At 68.8% G+C, this 17,305-nt stretch carries 18 protein-coding genes; 1 reads left to right on the top strand and 17 read right to left on the bottom strand.

Features of this window, described 5'->3' with window-relative positions; translation table 11 throughout:
• Positions 1-34: 34 nt before the first annotated feature.
• Genes AB4Z46_RS11985 through AB4Z46_RS11970 form a run of 4 tightly spaced genes read right to left on the bottom strand, consistent with a single transcriptional unit; the run spans position 35 to position 3,393 of the window.
• Positions 35-763 (bottom strand): SDR family NAD(P)-dependent oxidoreductase, encoded by a 729-nt coding sequence (locus AB4Z46_RS11985; RefSeq protein ID WP_442283712.1) that lies wholly within the window; start codon positions 761-763, stop codon positions 35-37.
• Between the two features lie 58 nt (positions 764-821).
• Complete coding sequence (gene pcaF / locus AB4Z46_RS11980) at positions 822-2,027, bottom strand: 3-oxoadipyl-CoA thiolase (protein WP_442283711.1); 1,206 nt, start codon at positions 2,025-2,027, stop codon at positions 822-824.
• Between the two features lie 17 nt (positions 2,028-2,044).
• Positions 2,045-2,695, bottom strand: a complete 651-nt coding sequence (locus AB4Z46_RS11975; protein ID WP_442283710.1) for a 3-oxoacid CoA-transferase subunit B — start codon at positions 2,693-2,695, stop codon at positions 2,045-2,047.
• Positions 2,692-3,393 (bottom strand): 3-oxoacid CoA-transferase subunit A, encoded by a 702-nt coding sequence (locus AB4Z46_RS11970; RefSeq protein WP_442283709.1) that lies wholly within the window; start codon positions 3,391-3,393, stop codon positions 2,692-2,694. Before AB4Z46_RS11970 ends, AB4Z46_RS11975 begins: the two co-directional genes overlap by 4 nt.
• Before the next feature lie 126 nt (positions 3,394-3,519).
• Here AB4Z46_RS11970 and AB4Z46_RS11965 point away from each other — a divergent pair, with 126 nt between their 5' ends.
• Complete coding sequence (locus tag AB4Z46_RS11965) at positions 3,520-4,305, top strand: IclR family transcriptional regulator (RefSeq protein WP_442283708.1); 786 nt, start codon at positions 3,520-3,522, stop codon at positions 4,303-4,305.
• 12 nt (positions 4,306-4,317) lie between these two features.
• Here the strand turns inward: AB4Z46_RS11965 and AB4Z46_RS11960 are convergent, their stop codons facing one another.
• From AB4Z46_RS11960 to AB4Z46_RS11900, 13 genes are all read right to left on the bottom strand, one after another.
• Positions 4,318-5,664, bottom strand: coding sequence for a TAXI family TRAP transporter solute-binding subunit (locus tag AB4Z46_RS11960; protein ID WP_442283707.1), 1,347 nt, complete (start codon positions 5,662-5,664; stop codon positions 4,318-4,320).
• A gap of 40 nt (positions 5,665-5,704) precedes the next feature.
• Positions 5,705-6,472 carry a class I SAM-dependent methyltransferase gene (locus AB4Z46_RS11955; RefSeq protein ID WP_442283706.1) on the bottom strand — a complete coding sequence of 256 codons (768 nt, stop codon included), beginning with the start codon at positions 6,470-6,472 and terminating at the stop codon, positions 5,705-5,707.
• Positions 6,473-6,493: 21 nt separating this feature from the next.
• Positions 6,494-7,363 carry an intradiol ring-cleavage dioxygenase gene (locus tag AB4Z46_RS11950; RefSeq protein WP_442283705.1) on the bottom strand — a complete coding sequence of 290 codons (870 nt, stop codon included), beginning with the start codon at positions 7,361-7,363 and terminating at the stop codon, positions 6,494-6,496.
• The gene (locus AB4Z46_RS11945; RefSeq protein ID WP_442283704.1) at positions 7,347-8,417 is read right to left on the bottom strand and encodes a branched-chain amino acid ABC transporter permease; all 1,071 of its coding nucleotides are present in this window, start codon (positions 8,415-8,417) and stop codon (positions 7,347-7,349) included. The genes AB4Z46_RS11950 and AB4Z46_RS11945 overlap by 17 nt, the downstream gene beginning before the upstream one ends.
• Positions 8,418-8,439: 22 nt before the next feature.
• Complete coding sequence (locus AB4Z46_RS11940; RefSeq protein ID WP_442283703.1) at positions 8,440-9,300, bottom strand: branched-chain amino acid ABC transporter permease; 861 nt, start codon at positions 9,298-9,300, stop codon at positions 8,440-8,442.
• Positions 9,297-10,022: an ABC transporter ATP-binding protein gene (locus tag AB4Z46_RS11935; protein WP_442283702.1), complete on the bottom strand. Its 726-nt coding sequence runs from the start codon at positions 10,020-10,022 to the stop codon at positions 9,297-9,299. Before AB4Z46_RS11935 ends, AB4Z46_RS11940 begins: the two co-directional genes overlap by 4 nt.
• Entirely contained in the window at positions 10,019-10,738 is a 720-nt protein-coding gene (locus AB4Z46_RS11930) for an ABC transporter ATP-binding protein (protein ID WP_442283701.1), read from the bottom strand. The genes AB4Z46_RS11935 and AB4Z46_RS11930 overlap by 4 nt, the downstream gene beginning before the upstream one ends.
• A gap of 5 nt (positions 10,739-10,743) precedes the next feature.
• The gene (locus AB4Z46_RS11925) at positions 10,744-12,003 is read right to left on the bottom strand and encodes an ABC transporter substrate-binding protein (protein ID WP_442283700.1); all 1,260 of its coding nucleotides are present in this window, start codon (positions 12,001-12,003) and stop codon (positions 10,744-10,746) included.
• A gap of 48 nt (positions 12,004-12,051) precedes the next feature.
• Positions 12,052-13,119, bottom strand: a complete 1,068-nt coding sequence (locus AB4Z46_RS11920; RefSeq protein ID WP_442283699.1) for a maleylacetate reductase — start codon at positions 13,117-13,119, stop codon at positions 12,052-12,054.
• Between the two features lie 10 nt (positions 13,120-13,129).
• Positions 13,130-14,104 carry a tripartite tricarboxylate transporter substrate binding protein gene (locus AB4Z46_RS11915; RefSeq protein WP_442283698.1) on the bottom strand — a complete coding sequence of 325 codons (975 nt, stop codon included), beginning with the start codon at positions 14,102-14,104 and terminating at the stop codon, positions 13,130-13,132.
• 20 nt (positions 14,105-14,124) lie between these two features.
• Positions 14,125-15,588, bottom strand: a complete 1,464-nt coding sequence (locus tag AB4Z46_RS11910; protein WP_442283770.1) for an aldehyde dehydrogenase family protein — start codon at positions 15,586-15,588, stop codon at positions 14,125-14,127.
• 77 nt (positions 15,589-15,665) lie between these two features.
• The gene (locus tag AB4Z46_RS11905) at positions 15,666-16,136 is read right to left on the bottom strand and encodes a nuclear transport factor 2 family protein (RefSeq protein WP_442283697.1); all 471 of its coding nucleotides are present in this window, start codon (positions 16,134-16,136) and stop codon (positions 15,666-15,668) included.
• A gap of 144 nt (positions 16,137-16,280) precedes the next feature.
• A complete protein-coding gene (locus AB4Z46_RS11900) occupies positions 16,281-17,288 on the bottom strand; it encodes a hydroxyquinol 1,2-dioxygenase (RefSeq protein ID WP_442283696.1) in 1,008 nt (335 codons plus the stop codon).
• Positions 17,289-17,305 lie beyond the last annotated feature (17 nt).

The following is a 17,305-nucleotide window of genomic DNA, read 5'->3' as shown; positions in this document are numbered from 1 at the left end:
GGAAAAAATTGAATCGAAAAGGACGGCATTCGGCTCAGACCGGTGCGACGCCCAGCGTGGTGCCGCCGCAGACGTAGAGCACCTGGCCGGTGACGAATCCGTTGTCGGGCGAAAGGAAGAACATCGTGGCGCGGGCCACGTCGTCCGCTGTGCCCAGGCGCTTCACGACGATGCTGTCGATGATGCGCCGCGTCTGCGGTGCCCCTTCGGGATTGCTCTGGCGAAAAAGTTCCGTCGCGATCGGCCCTGGCGCGACCGCATTGACGGTGATGCCGTCGCCGCCGAGTTCCATCGCCAGCGTGCGCGTGAGGCCGATCAGTCCGGCCTTGGTGGCCGAGTACACGATGCGCTCGGGCTTGCCCAGCGCGGCGCGGGACGACACGTTCACGATCCGGCCTCGGCCCGATGCGCGCAACGCCGGCAGCGCCGCCTGGATCAGGATCATGCTGGCCTTGAAATGCAGACCGACGACGTAGTCGAGGTCGGCCATGGTCGCCGTGTCGATCGTGCCGGGGCGCGTGGCGCCGGCGTTGTTGACCAGCGCCGTGACGGCGTAGGTCGACGTGATCTTCCGCGCGATCGCCTGCGTTTCCCCTTCCTGCGTCAGATCGGCCTGGAAAGAGACGAGATTCTCATGGTTCCAATCAGGCTTCTTGTAGTCGAGATTGACGACTGTGCGTCCTTGCGCGAGCAGTGCTTCGCAGGTGGCCCGGCCAATGCCGGAGCTGCCGCCCGTGACCAGGGCGGCTTCTTGTTGACTCATCTTGCCTTTCGGATTTCAAAGCGGGCCGCACACCGGCGCGGCCCGAGGGTGAACGCGCTCAGACGCGTTCGAGAATCACAGCGATGCCCTGGCCGACGCCGATGCACATCGTGCACAGCGCATAGCGGCCGCCGCCCTTGTGCAGCTGGTTGACCGCGGTGGTCGCGAGCCGCGCACCGCTGGCGCCCAGCGGATGGCCCAGGGCGATGGCACCGCCGTTGATGTTGACGCGCGCATCGTCGTCCTTCAGGCCGAGCAGGCGCAGCACGGCCAGGCCCTGCGCGGCGAAGGCCTCGTTGAGTTCGATCACGTCGATCTGGTCGAGCTTCAGGCCGGTGAGCTGCAGCACCTTCTGGGTCGCCGGCGCCGGGCCGATGCCCATGACGCGCGGCGCCACGCCGGCGGTCGCCATGCCGACCACGCGGGCGCGCGGCGTCAGGCCGTGCTTTGCCGCGCTGGCCTCGTCGGCCAGCAGCAGCGCCACCGCGCCGTCGTTGACGCCGCTGGCATTGCCGGCGGTCACGGTGCCGTCGGGGCGCACCACGCCCTTGAGCTTGGCCAGCGATTCCAGGCTGGTCTCGCGCGGATGCTCGTCCTTGTCGACCAGGATCGGGTCGCCCTTCTTCTGCGCCACGCTCACCGGCACGATCTCGCTGTCGAAGAAGCCCGACTTCTGCGCCGCCACGGCGCGCTGCTGCGAGGCCAGCGCCATGCGGTCCTGCGCCTCGCGCTCGATCTTGTAGTCGGTGGCGACGTTTTCGGCGGTCTCGGGCATCGAGTCGACGCCGTACTGCGCCTTCATGAGCTTGTTGACGAAACGCCAGCCGATGGTGGTGTCGTAGACCGCGTTGTTGCGGCTGAAGGCGCTCTCGGCCTTCGGCATCACGAAGGGCGCGCGGCTCATGCTCTCGACGCCGCCGGCGATCATCAGCCCGGACTCGCCGGCCTTGATGGCGCGCGCCGCCGTGCCCACGGCATCGAGCCCCGAGCCGCACAGGCGGTTGATCGTGCCGCCGCCGACTTCGATCGGCAGGCCCGCGAGCAGCGCCGCCATGCGCGCGACGTTGCGGTTGTCCTCGCCGGCCTGGTTGGCGCAGCCGTAGAGCACGTCGCTGACTGCCTGCCAGTCGACGTTCTTGTTGCGCGCCATCAGCGCCCGCAGCGGCACCGCGCCGAGGTCGTCGGTGCGCACACTGGACAACGATCCGCCGTAGCGGCCGAAGGGCGTGCGAACGGCGTCGCAGATGAAGGCTTGATTGCTCATGGTGAAGTCTCCGTGGTTCAGATGGCGATCGGCAGGCCGACCAGTTGTTCCAGTTCCGCGTGGCCGAGGCCCTCGACCTTGTCGATCAGCTTCAGGCCCGAGGGCGTGCATTCGAGGGTAGCAAGATCGGAATACACCCGCTTCACGCAACCGAGGCCGGTCAGCGGATAGCTGCACTGCGCGACGATCTTGCTCTCGCCCTTCTTGGTCAGCAGATCCATCATGACCCAGGTCTGCCTGGCGCCGACGGCCAGGTCCATGGCGCCGCCGACCGCGGGGATGGCCCCTTCCTCGCCGGTGCTCCAGTTCGCGAGGTCGCCGGTGGCCGAGACCTGGAAGGCGCCGAGCACGCAGATGTCGAGGTGGCCGCCGCGCATCATCGCGAAGCTGTCGGCGTGGTGGAAGAAGGCACCGCCCGGCAGCAGCGTCACGGGCTGCTTGCCGGCGTTGATCAGGTCGTAGTCCTCCGCGCCCGCGGCGGGTGCGGGGCCCATGCCGAGGATGCCGTTCTCGCTGTGCAGGATGACCTCGCGGCCGGCCGGCAGGTGGTTCGCGACCAGCGTCGGCTGGCCGATGCCGAGGTTGACGACGGCACCGTCGAAGATGTCCTGGGCGACACGGGCGGCGAGCTGGTCCTTGGTGCGGCGGATGTAGGTACTCATGGTCATGCTGCCTTCTTGAAGCCGCCGGCTTGCGTGACCACGCGGTCGATCTTGACGATGCTGTGGACGAAGATGCCCGGGGTGACGATGTTCTCGGGGTCCATCGCGCCGAGCTCGACGATGTCGTGCACCGTGGCGATGGTGCGCTCGGCAGCCATCGCCATCACCGGACCGAAGTTGCGCGCCGCCTTGCGGTAGACCAGGTTGCCCCAGCGGTCGCCCTGCTCGGCCTTGATGAGCGCGACGTCGCCGCGGATCGGGTACTCCAGCACGTAGGGCTTGCCGTCGATGTCGCGCGTCTCGCGGTCGCCTGCCAGTTGCGTGCCGAAGCCGGTCGGGCAGAAGAAGGCGCCGATGCCCGCGCCGGCGGCGCGGATGCGCTCGGCCAGGTTGCCTTGGGGCACCAGTTCGAGCTCGAGCTTGCCGGAGCGATAGAGACCGTCGAACACCTGGCTGTCGGCCTGGCGCGGAAAGCTGCAGATGATCTTGCGCACGCGGCCGGCCTTGAGCAGCGCGGCCAGGCCGGTCTCGCCGTTGCCGGCGTTGTTGTTGACCACCGTCAGCTCGCGGGCGCCCTGCTCGATCAGGCCGTCGATGAGTTCGTTGGGAATGCCGGCGGTGCCGAAGCCCCCGATCAGCACCGTGGCGCCGTCCTGGATGCCGGCCATGGCATCGGCGACCGAGCGTGCGATCTTGTTGATCATGGAATCTGTCTCCGGGAAGGGGAAGAAGCCGAACGTCCTGCCCTGCAACCTGTGGTCGATGGCGCGGAATTTGTTCGCATGTCGAACAGTTGTTCGTATAATGAATTCTAAGGACAATCCCCCGCCATGGCAACCCAGCAGAAACAACCCGTTGCACCCGCGCCCGGCGACAGCTACGTGCAGTCCTTCGCGCGCGGGCTGCAGGTGATCCGCTCGTTCAGCGCCAGCGCGCCGCGCCAGACGCTCAGCGAGGTGGCGGCCGCCAGCGGCCTCACGCGCGCCGGCGCGCGCCGCATCCTGCTCACGCTGCAGACGCTGGGCTATGTCGCGAGCGACGGCAAGCTCTTCGGCCTGACGCCGCGCATCCTCGACCTGGGCTTCGCCTACCTGTCGTCGATGCCGATCTGGAACCGGGCCGAGCCGGTCATGGAGGCCTTGGTGCAGCAGGTGAAGGAGTCGTGTTCCGCCGCAGTGCTCGACGCCACCGACATCGTCTACGTGATGCGGGTGCCGACCCACAAGATCATGCGCATCAGCCTGGGCGTCGGTTCGCGCCTGCCGGCCTATTGCACCTCGATGGGTCGGCTGCTGCTGGCCGACCTCGACGAAGAAGAGCTCCATGCGCGGCTCGCGGCCTCGAACCGCGAGGCCTTCACCAAGCACACGGTGACCGACATCGAGGCCTTGCTCGCCAAGGTGGCGCAGGCGCGGCGGCAAGGCTGGTGCCTGGTCAACCAGGAGCTGGAGGAAGGGCTGGTCTCGATCGCCGCGCCGATCGTCGATCGCGCGGGCCGCACCGTGGCCGCGCTCAACATCAGCGGCCAGGCCAACCGCACCAGCGCCAAGGTGATGCAGGACACGATGCTGCCGGCCCTGCTGGCCTCGGCCCGGGAGATCTCGCGGATGTTGTAGGGCGCGCGCTGCCTACACGCCCTTGCTCTCCCCCTGCCGCTGCAGCTGCGCGCGCACGTAGTCCACGTGCTGGCGCAGCGTGTAGACCCGGTCCGTGAAATCGAGCGGGAACTTGGTCCGGATCACCTCGTCCTCGATCCGGTCGAGCTTCGCCCGGGCCTCGAGCCGCTCCCGGTCATCGAGCTTGCGCGAGGCCAGGTCCTGCTCGAGGAATTTCAGTTCGCCGTAGCGGCGGTACAGCCCGCTCTGGCGGCGCCAGGTGATGAGCTCGGGCAGCACGCGGGCCAACGGCAGCAGGATGGCCGCCAGCGGCAGCAGCAGCAGCAGCAGGCGCTGCACGTAGTTCGCGGCCCAGAAAGGCAGGTAGCTCTGCAGGAACGGCCGGCCATTCTTGAAATAGCGCTCGGCCTCGGACGCCAGCGGGAAATCGGTGCCGGTGGGGCTCGGAAAATCGCCGGGCCGGTCGAGGATGCTCGGCTGCCGGTGTACCTGCCGCGCTGCCTCGAGCAGCAGGTAGGCCAGCGCCGGATGCAGTTCGTCGCGCACCACCAGGTTGGCGGTGGTGGCAAGCAGCCGGATGTCCTGGGGCGGCAGGTCGCGCCTCGGGTCGACCGAGCCGCGCTTGAGGGTCACGGGCTGGAAGTACGGAAAGCGCCGCGCCAGCCCCTCCACGTGGTCCAGCGAAGCCAGCCGGACGCGGTCGTCCGCAAGCAGCTTCTGCACCGCCGGGGCCTGCGCCGCGGCGATGATGATCGCGGCATCGACCTGGCGGTCGGCCAGCAGTTCCGCCGCCGCCATACCGCCTTCGCTCACGAAGGTGGTGCCCTGCGGGCCGTCCGCGACCACGCCATAGGCCGCCAGCAGCTCGGTCGCGACCTTGTGGTTGCCGCTGCCCGGAACGCCGACGGCGATGCGCCTGCCGGCCAGGGGGGCCAGCCCCTTCGACAGGTCGAGGCTGTGGGTGAAGATCCAGACCGGCTCGAAGGCGATGGTGGCCAGCGAGCGCAGCGGCGTCGACTCGGGGGGGGCGTCGGGGTCCTGCGCCAGCAGGCCGGTTCCGCCCTGCACGAAGCCGACGGACACCGTGCCGTCGTTGAGCCGCTGCAGGTTCTCGACCCCGCCGCTCGAGGTGCGCAGGTCGAGCCGGATGCCGTTGGCGCGCAGGATCTCCTGGTAGCGCTCGCCGAAGTGGTGGTAGGCGCCGTCGGCCGCACCGGTGCTCATCACGAGCGAGCGCGGCGGCGCCGGGCTGACGTAGCGCACGACCGCCCAGGCCAGGGCCGTGAGCACAACGACCCCCAGGATCCAGTACAACAAGCGGCGGCGGGAGGGCAGGACGAACGATGCGGGTGACTTCATGCCGGGGTGCTGCAGGCTGGAGGCCGGGTTGGGGAGCCTCTCAGGCCGGCTTGGTCGCGGTGTATTCGGAGAAGATGCCGAGTTCGACATTGCGCTTCACGCCCTCGAAGCCGGCGGCGCGCAGTGCCGCCAGCACCGATTCCGGCGCGATGCAGGCCTCGATCGTGTCCCAGTAGTAGCGCCAGAGTTCGGCCGTGTCATGGCCACGCGCCACCACGCGAGCGATCAACGGCACCACGCCGCGCATGTAGGCCTTGAGCACCGCCGTGCCGACCCGTCCCTCGGGCTTGCTGATCTCCAGCACCAGCAGCCGGCCGCCCGGCCGCAGCACCCGGAAGAACTCGGCGAAGGCGGCGTTCACGTCGGCGATGTGGCGCAGCGCATAGCCCATGCTGATGAAATCGCTGCTGGCGTCGGGCCGCGGCAGCGCCTCGGCCCGGCCGCGAACCAGTTCGACGCCGGGCAGCGAGACCTGTCCCATCATCCCGGGGCTCGGGTCGACCCCCACCAGCTGCCCGCGCGCGCCGATCAGCGTCAGCGCCTCGCGGGCGACCAGCCCGGTGCCGATGCCGACGTCGAGCACCTGCGCGCCGGGCTGCAGTCCGCCGCGCTGCAGCGCCGAGCGCCGATACCACGGCCCCGAGCCGAGCGCGAGCACCCGCTCGATGCGGTCGTAGTCGGGCGCGGTGTCGTCGAAGATGCGGCGCAGGAACTGCTGGTGCTCGGCCTCGTCGCCGTAGTAGGCGGGCAGCGGCGTGTGCGGCGCGAGCGCCTCGTGCGGAGGGGTCGGCGAACTGTGGCTTTGCATCGTGACGATTATGGACACAGCTCAGCGTCGCGCGGCGGGCTCCAGCACGAAGTCGAACGCCAGCGTGTGAAACGGCTGGGTCTGCAGGCTGCCGTCCGGGGCGGTGCCCTCGGGGTGCGACGCGAAGTCGCCGATCAGCGAGCTGCGCACGCCGAACACCGCGTCACTGTCGAGGTAGATGTCGCCATCGCGGAACACGTGGGTGATCAGCGTCTCGTAGCCCGGCGCCTGGATCATGAAATGGACGTGCGCGGGCCGCCAAGGATGGCGCTTGGTCGCCCGCAGCATCGCACCCACCGGACCATCGGTCGGGATCGGATAGGCCACCGGCATCACGCCGCGGAACCACAGCCGGCCCTCGCCATCGGTGCGAAAGACGGCGCGGCCCTGCGGCCGGTCCAGCCCGGCCCGCTGCACGTCGTAGAAACCCTCGGCGTCGGCCTCCCAGACGTCGACCTCCGCATCGGCGACGGGCTCGCCGTCGCGGCCGCGAACGGTGGCCTGCACGAACAGCGGCTCCCCCTTGGCGCCGCCCGAGATGTCGGCGCCGAGCGCGAGGCGCGGCGCCCCCTGGACATGGAAGGGGCCGAACACGGTCGCCTCGGTGGCCTGCGCGCTCTTCGCATGATTGAGCGCCACCGTGAGCATCGACAGGCCCAGCGTGTCCGACAGCAGGATGAACTCCTGCCGCTTGTCGCTGCACTTCTGCCCCGTCGCGGTCAGGAACTCGATGCCGGCCGCCCACTCGGCCTCGGTCAGCTTCACCTCGCGCGCGAAGTCGTGCAGGTGGCGCACCAGGGCCGAGAGCACCTCTTTCAGCCGCGGGTCTTCGCAGCCCGCCATGCGATCGAGCACGGCGGCGGTGATGGTGTGTTCATTGATGTTTCGCATGGGGATGGAGCTCCAGTTCGGGGGGACGTGCGGCGGGCATCGAGCGCTTAGGGGCGGCCGCAGGCGCCGACAGCCGGCGCTGCGTGGGAAACAGCGACCAGCCCCAGCGCTGCTGGGCGAAACCCCACAGGCCCTGCTTGAAGAAGATGGTGACCAGGATCGCGAGCAGGCCGAGCCCGAGCAGGTACCAGGTGCCGTAGTCGCTCAGGAACTTGTTGAGCGCCCAGAAGATCAGGGCGCCGAGCATCGGTCCTTCGATGCGGCCGATGCCGCCGATCACCACCATGAAGATCGCGAACGCGGTCCAGTTGACGCTGAAGGCCGCGTCGGGGCTGATGCGCAGGTTGCCCACGAAGTACAGCGCGCCCGCCAGGCCGGCGCCGAAGGCCGCGACCACGTACACCGCGAGCTTCATGCGCACGACCGGGATGCCCTGCGACTCGGCCGCGACCTCGTTGTCGCGGATCGCCAGCAGCGCCAGCCCGCGCTTGCTGCGCAGGAACAGGTAGACCAGCGCGATCGCCGCCACCACGCAGGCCAGCGCCATCCAGTAGGTGACGCTCTCGCGCGTCGCGCGCTCGATGCCGCGCAGGGCCGTGAGCGTGGTGCCCGAGCCGCCGCCCACCGCCGACACATTGGCGAAGCTCAGCCGGAACACTTCGGCGATCACCCAGGTGCCGATGGCGAAGTAGCCGCCCGAGAGGCGGAAGGCGACGAAGGACACGGGCACCGCGATCGCTCCCGCCGCCAGCGCGCCCAACGGAATCGCGAGGAAGGGATTCAGTCCCGCGAAGTTGCCGAGCATCAGCATCACGTAGCCGCCGAAGCCGAAGAAAGCCTGCTGCCCGATGCTCACCATGCCGCCGTAGCCCGCCAGCAGGTTCCACATCATCGCGAAGATGAAGTAGCAGGCGATCTCGACGAATTCGCGCATCCAGCTCGACTCGCCCCAGTACGGCAGGCTCGCCGCCAGCACCACCAGCGCGCCCGCCACCCACAGCGCCGAGCGGCTCGCGGCGGTGCTGCGCACCACGTCGAAAGTCCTGTTCGTCATGACCGGTTCCATGGTTGGGGCCTCAGCCGCGCGTCTTGGGGAAAAGCCCTTGCGGGCGCAGCACGAGCACCCCCAGGAAGACCAGGTGGCCCATCCAGATGCCCCAGCCCGGATCGAGCCGGAAGCCGATCTGCTGCGTGATGCCGAGGATCATCGCGCCGGCCAGCGTGCCCCAGAACGAGCCCATGCCGCCGATGATCACCGCCTCGAAGGCGAACAGCAGCAGCAACGGCCCGTCCGATGGCGACACCGTGGTGCGCATGCCCTGCAGCGCACCGGCGATCGCGATCAGCACGAAGGCGATGCCGGTGGCCAGCGCGTAGACCTGGTTCGCCTTGAGCCCCATCAGCTCGGCGATCTCGCGATCGTCCGAGACGGCGCGGAAGGTCCGGCCCAGCGGCGTGCGCGCGAACATCCATTGCATCGCCGCCGTGGCCGCCAGCGCGACGGCCAGGACGACCAGCGGCAGCACGCCGAGCGCGAGCGAATCGGTGAGCTGCAGCGACCGGGTGGCCAGCGGGCCGATCTCGAGGGCGCGCGGATCGGCCGAGAACAGCTCCAGCAGCAGGTTCTGGATCACGATCGAGAGGCCGAAGGTCACGACCAGCGAGGGCAGCGGATCCTTGCCCAGCGTGCGGTTGAGCACGTGGCGCTGCAGCAGGTAGCCGAAGCCGAACGCGATCGGCAGCACCGCCAGCACCACCCACAGCGGCGCGCTGCCGGTGAGCGACACGCCGGCGATGGCGGCAAAGGCCGCCAGGACGATGAAGTCGCCCTGCGCGACATTGGTCAGGCGCATCACACCGAACATCAGCGACAGGCCGAGCGCGAACAGCGTGTAGAGGCCGCCGAGCAGCAGGCCCTGGATCAGGGTTTCGATCATGGCGCCGCCTCCGCGTGCGTCTCGAGGCCGAAATACGCCTGCGAAATCTGCTCGCGCGTCAGATCGCGCGAGCGCCCGGTCAGCGACACCCGCCCTTCCTGCAGGCAATACACGCGCTGCGAGACCTGCTGGGCCATGCCCACGTCCTGCTCGACGATCACCACCGTCATGCCCTCGGACGTGATGCGCGGCATGGCGGCATAGATCTCGCGGATCACGATCGGCGCCAGGCCCAGCGAGAGCTCGTCGCACAGCAGCACCTCGGGGTTGCTCATGAGGGCGCGGCCCAGCGCGACCATCTGCTGCTGGCCGCCCGACAGCGCCATCCCGGGCTCGCGCCGCTTCTGCGCAAGGATCGGGAACATCTCGTACAGCCGCTTCAGGTTCCAGGGACCGGCACGGCCGCTCGCGGCGCCCATCAACAGGTTCTCTTCGACGCTGAGGCTGGCGAACAGGCGCCGACCCTCGGGCACCATCGCCAGGCCGCGCCGCACGATCTCGCCGGGCGGCAATCCGCCGATCGCCTCGCCCTTGAATCGGATCGCCACGCGCGGCGCGCGCACCAGGCCGGTCAGGCACTTGAGGAAGGTCGATTTGCCGGCCCCGTTGGCGCCGATGATCGCCAGCAGCTCGCCGGCGTGCAGCTCGAAGTCGACGCCGAAGAGGGCCTGGGCGTCGCCGTAGAAAGCCTGGAGGCCCTCGGCGCAGAGCAGTGCCGTCATACCTCCATCCCCATGTACACCCGCCGCACTTCGGGGTCGTTCATGACCGCGCGCGGTTCGCCCTCGGCCAGCTTCTGCCCGAAGTTGATGACGAACAGCCGGTCGGCCAGCGACAGCAGCGCATGCACCACGTGCTCGATCCAGATCATCGTGACGCCGCGCGCCTTGATCTGCTGCAGCTCCTCGACCAGCTGGCGCGCCTCGGGCTCGGTCAGGCCGCCCGCGATCTCGTCGAGCAGCAGCAGCTTCGGCCGCGTGGCGAGCGCGCGTGCGAGTTCCAGGCGCTTGCGGTCGAGCAGGGTGAGACCGCCGGCCGGCTGGTTCGCCCGCGCCATCAGCCCGGTCTGCGCGAGCACCTCGTGCGCCGTCTGCCAGGCTTCCTGCTCGCGCTCCTGCGCGCCGAAGCAGGCCGCCGTCACCAGGTTCTCGAACACGCTCATGTTGCCGAAGGGCTGCGGCACCTGGTAGCTGCGGCCGATGCCCGCGTGGCAGCGCTGGTGCGGCTTCAGCGTGGTCACGTCGCGCCCCGCGTATTCCACCCTGCCCGCGTCCACCCGCACGTCGCCCGAGATCAGGTTGAACAGCGTGGTCTTGCCCGCGCCGTTCGGCCCGAGGATGCCCAGCGTCTCGCCCTCGGTCACCGCGAGCGTGATGCCGTCGGTGACCTTGAGCGCGCCGTAGGACTTGCTGACGGCGTGGAGCGCGAGAAGGGTCATCGCGTTCAGCCCGGCATCGGCCTGAGCGCGCCGCCGACCGGGATGTTCGGCGCGGCCTCGTTGCTCACGATGGTGAGCTCGTACTTGTACTTCTTGCCCTTGCCCCACTGGCCGAGCACCAGCGGCGTCCTGCTGACGTTCTTGAAGGGGCCCTGGCCGCCCCACTTCACCGGGCCGACCACGGTCGCGAGCGAGGTGGCCGCCACCGCGTCGCGCACATCCGAAGCCTTGGACGACCTGGCCCGCGACAGCGCGTCCGCGGCCACCTCGAACAGCGCATGCGCAAAGCCGATCGGCTGCGTCCATTGCTTCTTCGCGCCGGTCTCGTAGGCCTCGGCCAGGGCCTTGGCGCTTTGCTTCGTCAGGCTCGAGGTGAAGGGATGCGAGGGGCTCCACCAGACCTCGGTCGACAGGCCGTCGCCGAGCTCGCCCAGCGCATCGATCGCGCCCGGGAACAGCAGCGCCTTGCCGAGCGTGATGATCTTCGGCCTGAAGCCCTGCTGGCGGGCCTGCGTGAGGAAGGTCTTGGCATCGGGCGGAATCACCACGCCGGTGACGATCTCCACGCCACCGCCCTTGAAGGCCGCGATCTGCGCACTGAAGTCCTGCGTGCCGTTCTGGAAGCGGCCCGGGTCGATCAGCGTGAAGCCCATCTGCGAAAGCGGCTTCGGGAAACCCAGTTCCTTGTCGCCCCAGGCGTTGCCGTCGCCATCGTTGGGGAACAGGCCGCCGACTTTCTTGTTGGTCGGGATCGACTTCCAGCCGTTGGTGAAGTTCGCGATGACGTCTTCCAGGCCCCAGAACAGGTGGTAGGTCCAGTTGAAGCCCTTCGCCGGATCGCCCTTGCGGCCGAAGAACCACGGCTGCCATGGCACCACGCTGGAAATGCAGGGCAGTTCGTTGAGCTCGCAGGCGTCGCTCACGGGATTGGCGGTCTCGGGCGTGCCGGCGGTGAGCACCAGCGCGACCTTGTCCTTGAGGATCAGGTCATTGGCGACTTCGCCCGCGCGGTTGGGGTTCGACTGGCTGTCCTTCAGCACGATCTGCACCGCGTACTTCTTGCCGCCGACGGCGATGCCGTCCTTGAAAGCGATCTTCATCTGGTCGATGACCCACTTGTCCGCTTCGCCGAAGGGCGCGAGCGGGCCAGTCTGCGGCGATACGTAGCCGATCTTGATCGTGTCGGCCGCGAAGACCCGCGGCGCGGCGCCGACGGCGGCCAGTGCGGCCGCGGCCTGGGTGAACTGTCTGCGATTGAATGTCATGGTTGTCTCCTTTTCTTTCTCTTCCTGCACAAGGAATCGCTGGCAGCGTCAGCCGGGCGGGTCGCCGTCGAACGCGCGTTGGAGCAGCGCGCGGATCGCGTCGCGCTCGGCCGGGCCGAAGGGCCTCGGGTTCCAGTAGGGATTGCTCACCGCGAGATCGGCCGCACGGTCGAGGTCCTCGGCGCGCATGCCGATGTCCCTGAGCGCCACGGGCGCCGCGTTGTCGCGTGCGAGCGCGTAGAGCCCCTGCGCCGCGGAACCGGCGTCGAGCGCCCGCGCGATGCGCGCCATCGCACGGGGCGCCGCCTCGGCATTGAAGGCGATGGCATGCGGCAGCACCACGGTGTGCACCTCGGCATGCGGCAGGTTGAAGCTGCCGCCCAGCGTGTGGCACAGCTTGTGGTGCAGCGCCATGCCGACGCTGCCGAGCACGCTGCCGCAGAGCCAGGCGCCGTAGAGCGCGTCGGCGCGCGCCTCGATGTCCTCGGGCCGCAACCGGATCGCCGGCAGGGCGCGCGCGATCGCGGCGATGCCTTCCTGCGCCATCAGGTCCATCACCGGGTTGCTGTCCTGCGCGTAGAGGCCCTCGGCCGCATGCGCGATCGCATTGATGCCGCTGGTCACGCTGAGGCCCACGGGCAGGCCGCGCGACAGCTCGGGGTCGTAGATCACGGTGCGCGGCAGCACCCTCGGGTCCTTGCCGGTCTTCTTGAGGCCGGCTTCGGTGAGGCCGTAGATCGGCGTCATCTCGCTGCCGGCGTAGGTGGTCGGGATCGCGAGGATCGGCAAGCCAGAGTCGAGTGCGATGGCCTTGCCCAGCCCGGTGGTCGAGCCGCCGCCGAGGGCCACCGCGCAGTCGGCGCCGAGCCGCCGCGCGACCTCGCGGGCTTCGCGCGCGGTCTCGATCGGCACGTGCATCACGGCACGGTCGAAGATGCCGGCCGCCCGCGCGCCGAGCATGTCGGCCACGCGCTCGGCCTGCCCGCGCTGCCCGGGCGTCGAGAGCACCAGCGCGCGCCGCGCGCCCAGCGCGTCGATCTCGCGCACCAGGTGCCGGAGCGACCCGGCGCCGAACACGACGCGCTGCGGATGGCTGGTGTAGATGAAGTCGCGCATCGCCGATGTCCTATTCAAGGCTCAGGCTTCGCTCGCGCACCAGCCGTGTCCATTTGTCCTGTTCGGCCCGCAGCACGACGACGAACTGCTCGGGCGTGCCCGCGATGCCCGTCAGGCCCTGTTCGCGCAGACGCTGATCGAAGGCCGGATCCGTCACGATCTTGCGCACCTCGGTTTGCAGCCGATCGACCACGCTGCGCGGCGTGCCGGCCGGCGCCAGCAGACCGACCCAGGAGTTGACTTCGAATCCGCGGTAGCCACTCTCGGCCACGGTCGGCGTGTCGGCGTAGGCGGGGGCGCGCTGCGCGCCGGTCTGCGCCAGCGCACGCAACTTGCCGGCCTTCACATGCGGCTGCGCGAGCACGGCCGAAAGAAACATCATCTCGACCTGACCGCCCAGCAAGTCTTGCTGCGCCGGGCCGCCGCCCCGGTAGGGAATGTGGGTGACGAAGGTGCCGGTCTGTGCCTTGAAGAGTTCGGCGGTCAGGTGGTTGCTCGATCCCGGTCCCACGCTCGCGTAGTTGTACTGCCCGGGTTGGGACTTGAGCAGGCCGACGAAGCTCTTGAAGTCATTGGCCGGCACCCTGGGATTCACGACCAGCACCAGCGGATTGCTCGCGATCTGCGTCACCGGCTGCAGGTCTTTGGCGATGTCGAAGCTCAGCTTGGGATAGACCAGCGGATAGGTCGCATAGCTGTCGAACACCATCAGCAGGGTGTAGCCGTCGGGCGCGGCCCTGGCCACCTCTGCCGCGCCCACGGTGCCGCCGGCGCCGCTGCGGTTGTCGATGATGACGGGCTGCCCCAGCGCCGCCTGCAGGCGAGGCTGCAACTGGCGCGCGACGTTGTCGACGATGCCGCCGGGCGGAAACGCCACCACCAGGCGCACCGGCTTGGTCGGCCAGGCTTGTTGGGCATGGAGCGTGACGGCGGCACCCGCCAGGATGACGCACGCAATGAGAGACCTGATCGCAACAGAAGGCATGTTCTCTTTCGTTCGAAGGTTCAGCGCACGAAGTGCGGCGGGATCTGGGCGTCGATGTTCACCCACACGCTCTTGACCTGCGTGTACTCGCGCATCGCGTCGAAGCCCATCTCGCGCCCGTAGCCGCTCTGGCCGACGCCGCCGAAGGGCGAGCCGGGGTTGACGCGCTTGTAGCTGTTGATCCAGACCATGCCCGCGTGCAGGTCGCGCGCGACGCGGTGGGCCCGCTGCAGGTCGCGGGTCCACAGGCCGCTGCCCAGGCCGTAGTCGGTGCCGTTGGCGATCTGCATCGCTTCCTCGTCGTCCTTGAACGTCAGCACGGTCACGAAGGGGCCGAACACTTCTTCCTGCGCGACACGGTCGCGATAGGACTTGGCGCGCACCACCGTCGGCTCGACATAGCAGCCGCGCGCCAGTTCACCGCCCGGCGACTTGCCGCCGGCGAGCACTTCGCCGCCCTCGCCCTTCGCGACCTCGACATAGCTCAGCACGCGCTCGCGGTGCTGCGCGCTCGTGAGCGGACCCATCTCGGTCGCGTCGTCGAGCGGGTTGCCGAGCCGGATCGACTGCGCGAGCGGAATGAACTGGTCGAGGAAGGCGTCGGCGATCTTCTCGTGCAGCATCAGCCGCGAGCCCGCGATGCAGGCCTGGCCCTGGTTGTGGAAGATGGCCCAGGCGCTGCCGTTGACGGCGGCCGGCAGGAAGGCATCGTCGAACACGATGTTGGGCCCCTTGCCGCCGAGCTCGAGCTGCACCTTCTTGAGGTTGCCGGCGCTGGCCTGCACCACGCGCCGGCCGGTGGCGGTGCTGCCGGTGAAGGCGATCTTCGCGATCTCGGGGTGCTCGGCGATGTACTGGCCCACGACGTTGCCGAGGCCGGGCACCATGTTGACCACGCCGTCGGGCATGCCGGCCTCGGCCATGAGCTCGACGATCTTGAGCGAGCTCAGCGGCGTGATCTCGGCCGGCTTCATCACGATGCAATTGCCGGCCGCGAGCGCGGGCCCCATCTTCCAGCTCGTGAACATCAGCGGAAAATTCCACGGCACCACCTGGCCGACGATGCCGACCGGCTCGCGCAGCGTGTAGTTGAGGAAGCCGGCCTCGACCGGAATGGTCTCGCCCTGGAACTTGTCGGCCATGCCGCCGAAGTAGCGGAAACAGGCCGCGGTGCGCGGCACGTCGAGCTTGCGCGAATCACGGATCGGGTGGCCGGTGTCGAGCGATTCGAGGCGGGCGAGCTCCTCGGTATTGGCCTCGATCAGGTCCGCAAGCCTGAGGAGGATGCGGCCCCGATCGGCGGCCGCCATTCGGCTCCAGGCCGAGAAGGCCCGTTTCGCCGCGGCCACGGCGCGGTCGACGTCGGCCTTGCCCGCGAGCGCCACGTCGGCGATGGTCGAGTTGTCGTGCGGGTTCAGCGTGGCGAGCGTCTCGCCCGATTCCGCGTCGACGAAGCGGCCATCGATGAAGAGCTGATGGCGGATCGGCGATGTCAGGCCGGCGGCCTGCTGGATGTCTGCGAGGGTCATGAACGGGCTCCGTGCCTTTTTCTTTTCGAGGGTCATTGGGTCTGGCCGGCCAGCCAGGGATATCGCGCGGTGTCCTTCCCGGCGTAGTCCGGGTCGAGGTAGATGAAGCAGCGCTGGATCAGCCAGTCGCGCACCTCGAACACATCGCACCAGCGGCCGGCGCCCCACTCGGGCACGCCCGCGCGCCACGGGCCGTCCGCGTGTTCGCCGAAGCTCGTGCCTTCGCAGGCGAACAGGTCGGTGTGCGTCATGATCCAGTTGAAGCCCGCGTAGTCGTGCCGGATGGATTTGCCGCGACCGCCCACGTCGCCGAACAGCTTGCCGATCTGCTCCTTGCCGGTCGCCAGGCCCCACTTGGGGAAGTACACCTGCGCGTCATCCGCGAACAGGTCGAGGATCGAGTCGCCGGTGGAGGTGACGCCGCCGTTGTCGTAGGCCTTGAGGTATTCGAGCGCCACCGACTTGCGTTGCTCGTCGGTCATGAGTTGACGGGTGAGTGCCATGGTGTGTCTCCTTCTTCGCTTGAGTCCATGCGGGTCGTCCGCGGCGCGACGCCGCACCGGCACCGGGCCGGTCGCGGCCTGCCACACGCGTCGTCTCCTCGTGGCGAGGGCTGCGCGGCCTCCCGCGCAGCCCTTGCACATGTCCTAGAACTGAACCGGGATCTCGGGGCTCTCGCCCTTCTGGATCTCGTAGACCAGGCTGGGCGAGCCGTTCTCCCAGACCAGCAGCATCGAGCGCTTGGGGCTGAAGCCCTGATGGCGGCAATAGGCGGGCATGGCGGCCATGTCGCCGGCCTTCATGATCACGCGCGCCATCGGCCGGCCGGTGTTCTTGTCGCCGCAGTCCCAGTGGATCTCGTCGGTCATCTGGAAGAACCACTCGACGCGGTCGTTGCCGTGGATGATCGGCAGGATGTGCTCCTCCGTGGTCGGGCACATGTAGCTGTGCTTGACGACCGAGGTGAAGCTCGGGTTCCAGGTCACCTGCGAGCGGCTCAGGAAGCCGAACAGGTTGAAGGCGTGCACGTCGTTCTCGAAGCCGGGCTCGGGGTGCAGTTCGGGCTCGCCCTGCGGCACGTCGGCGAAGGCGCGGTTGATCGGCGCGCCGCGCGCGTCGCTGCGCAGGTCGAGATCGCCCTTCAAGCCGACACAGCGGGTCGCCAGCTCGCGCGCCCGGGTGATCTTGGCCGTGTTGTTGCCCTTCTTGCGGCCGTAGGGCGAACCGGTCTCCTGCGGCGCGGAGAAGGGGTCGAAGCTCTCGTTGGTCCAGTCGTCGAGCATGGCCTCGAAGGTGGCGCGGATCTGCGCCGTCGGGAAATTCTCGAGCAGGTCGATGCCGGCTTCCTTCATGGTGCCGTTGAAGCTGCCGGCATAGAGGTCGACCGACTGGTAGTGGTTGACGGTGCCGATCACGTCGTCGAAATTGACCCAGCCGTAGAAGAAGCCCCAGGCGACGTCCCGCATCAGGGCGCGCAGGTAGTTGCCGACGTCCAGCGTGTGGCTCATCGGCCGGCCGTCGCGGGTCTTCCAGGTGACGTGGGCGAAATACTCGTCGCGCCGGAAGCCAAAGCTGCCGAGCGAGAAGTCCTTGTAGCCCAGCGTGGCGTCGGGCTGCGACGCGATGACCTTGGCGAGTTCTGCGGGTGCGTTCATGGCGGTGCTCCTCGATG

The sequence above is a fragment of the Variovorax sp. M-6 genome (assembly GCF_052114385.1).
Lineage (GTDB): Bacteria > Pseudomonadota > Gammaproteobacteria > Burkholderiales > Burkholderiaceae_C > Variovorax.
This window is presented reverse-complemented; position numbering and strand designations above follow the sequence as displayed.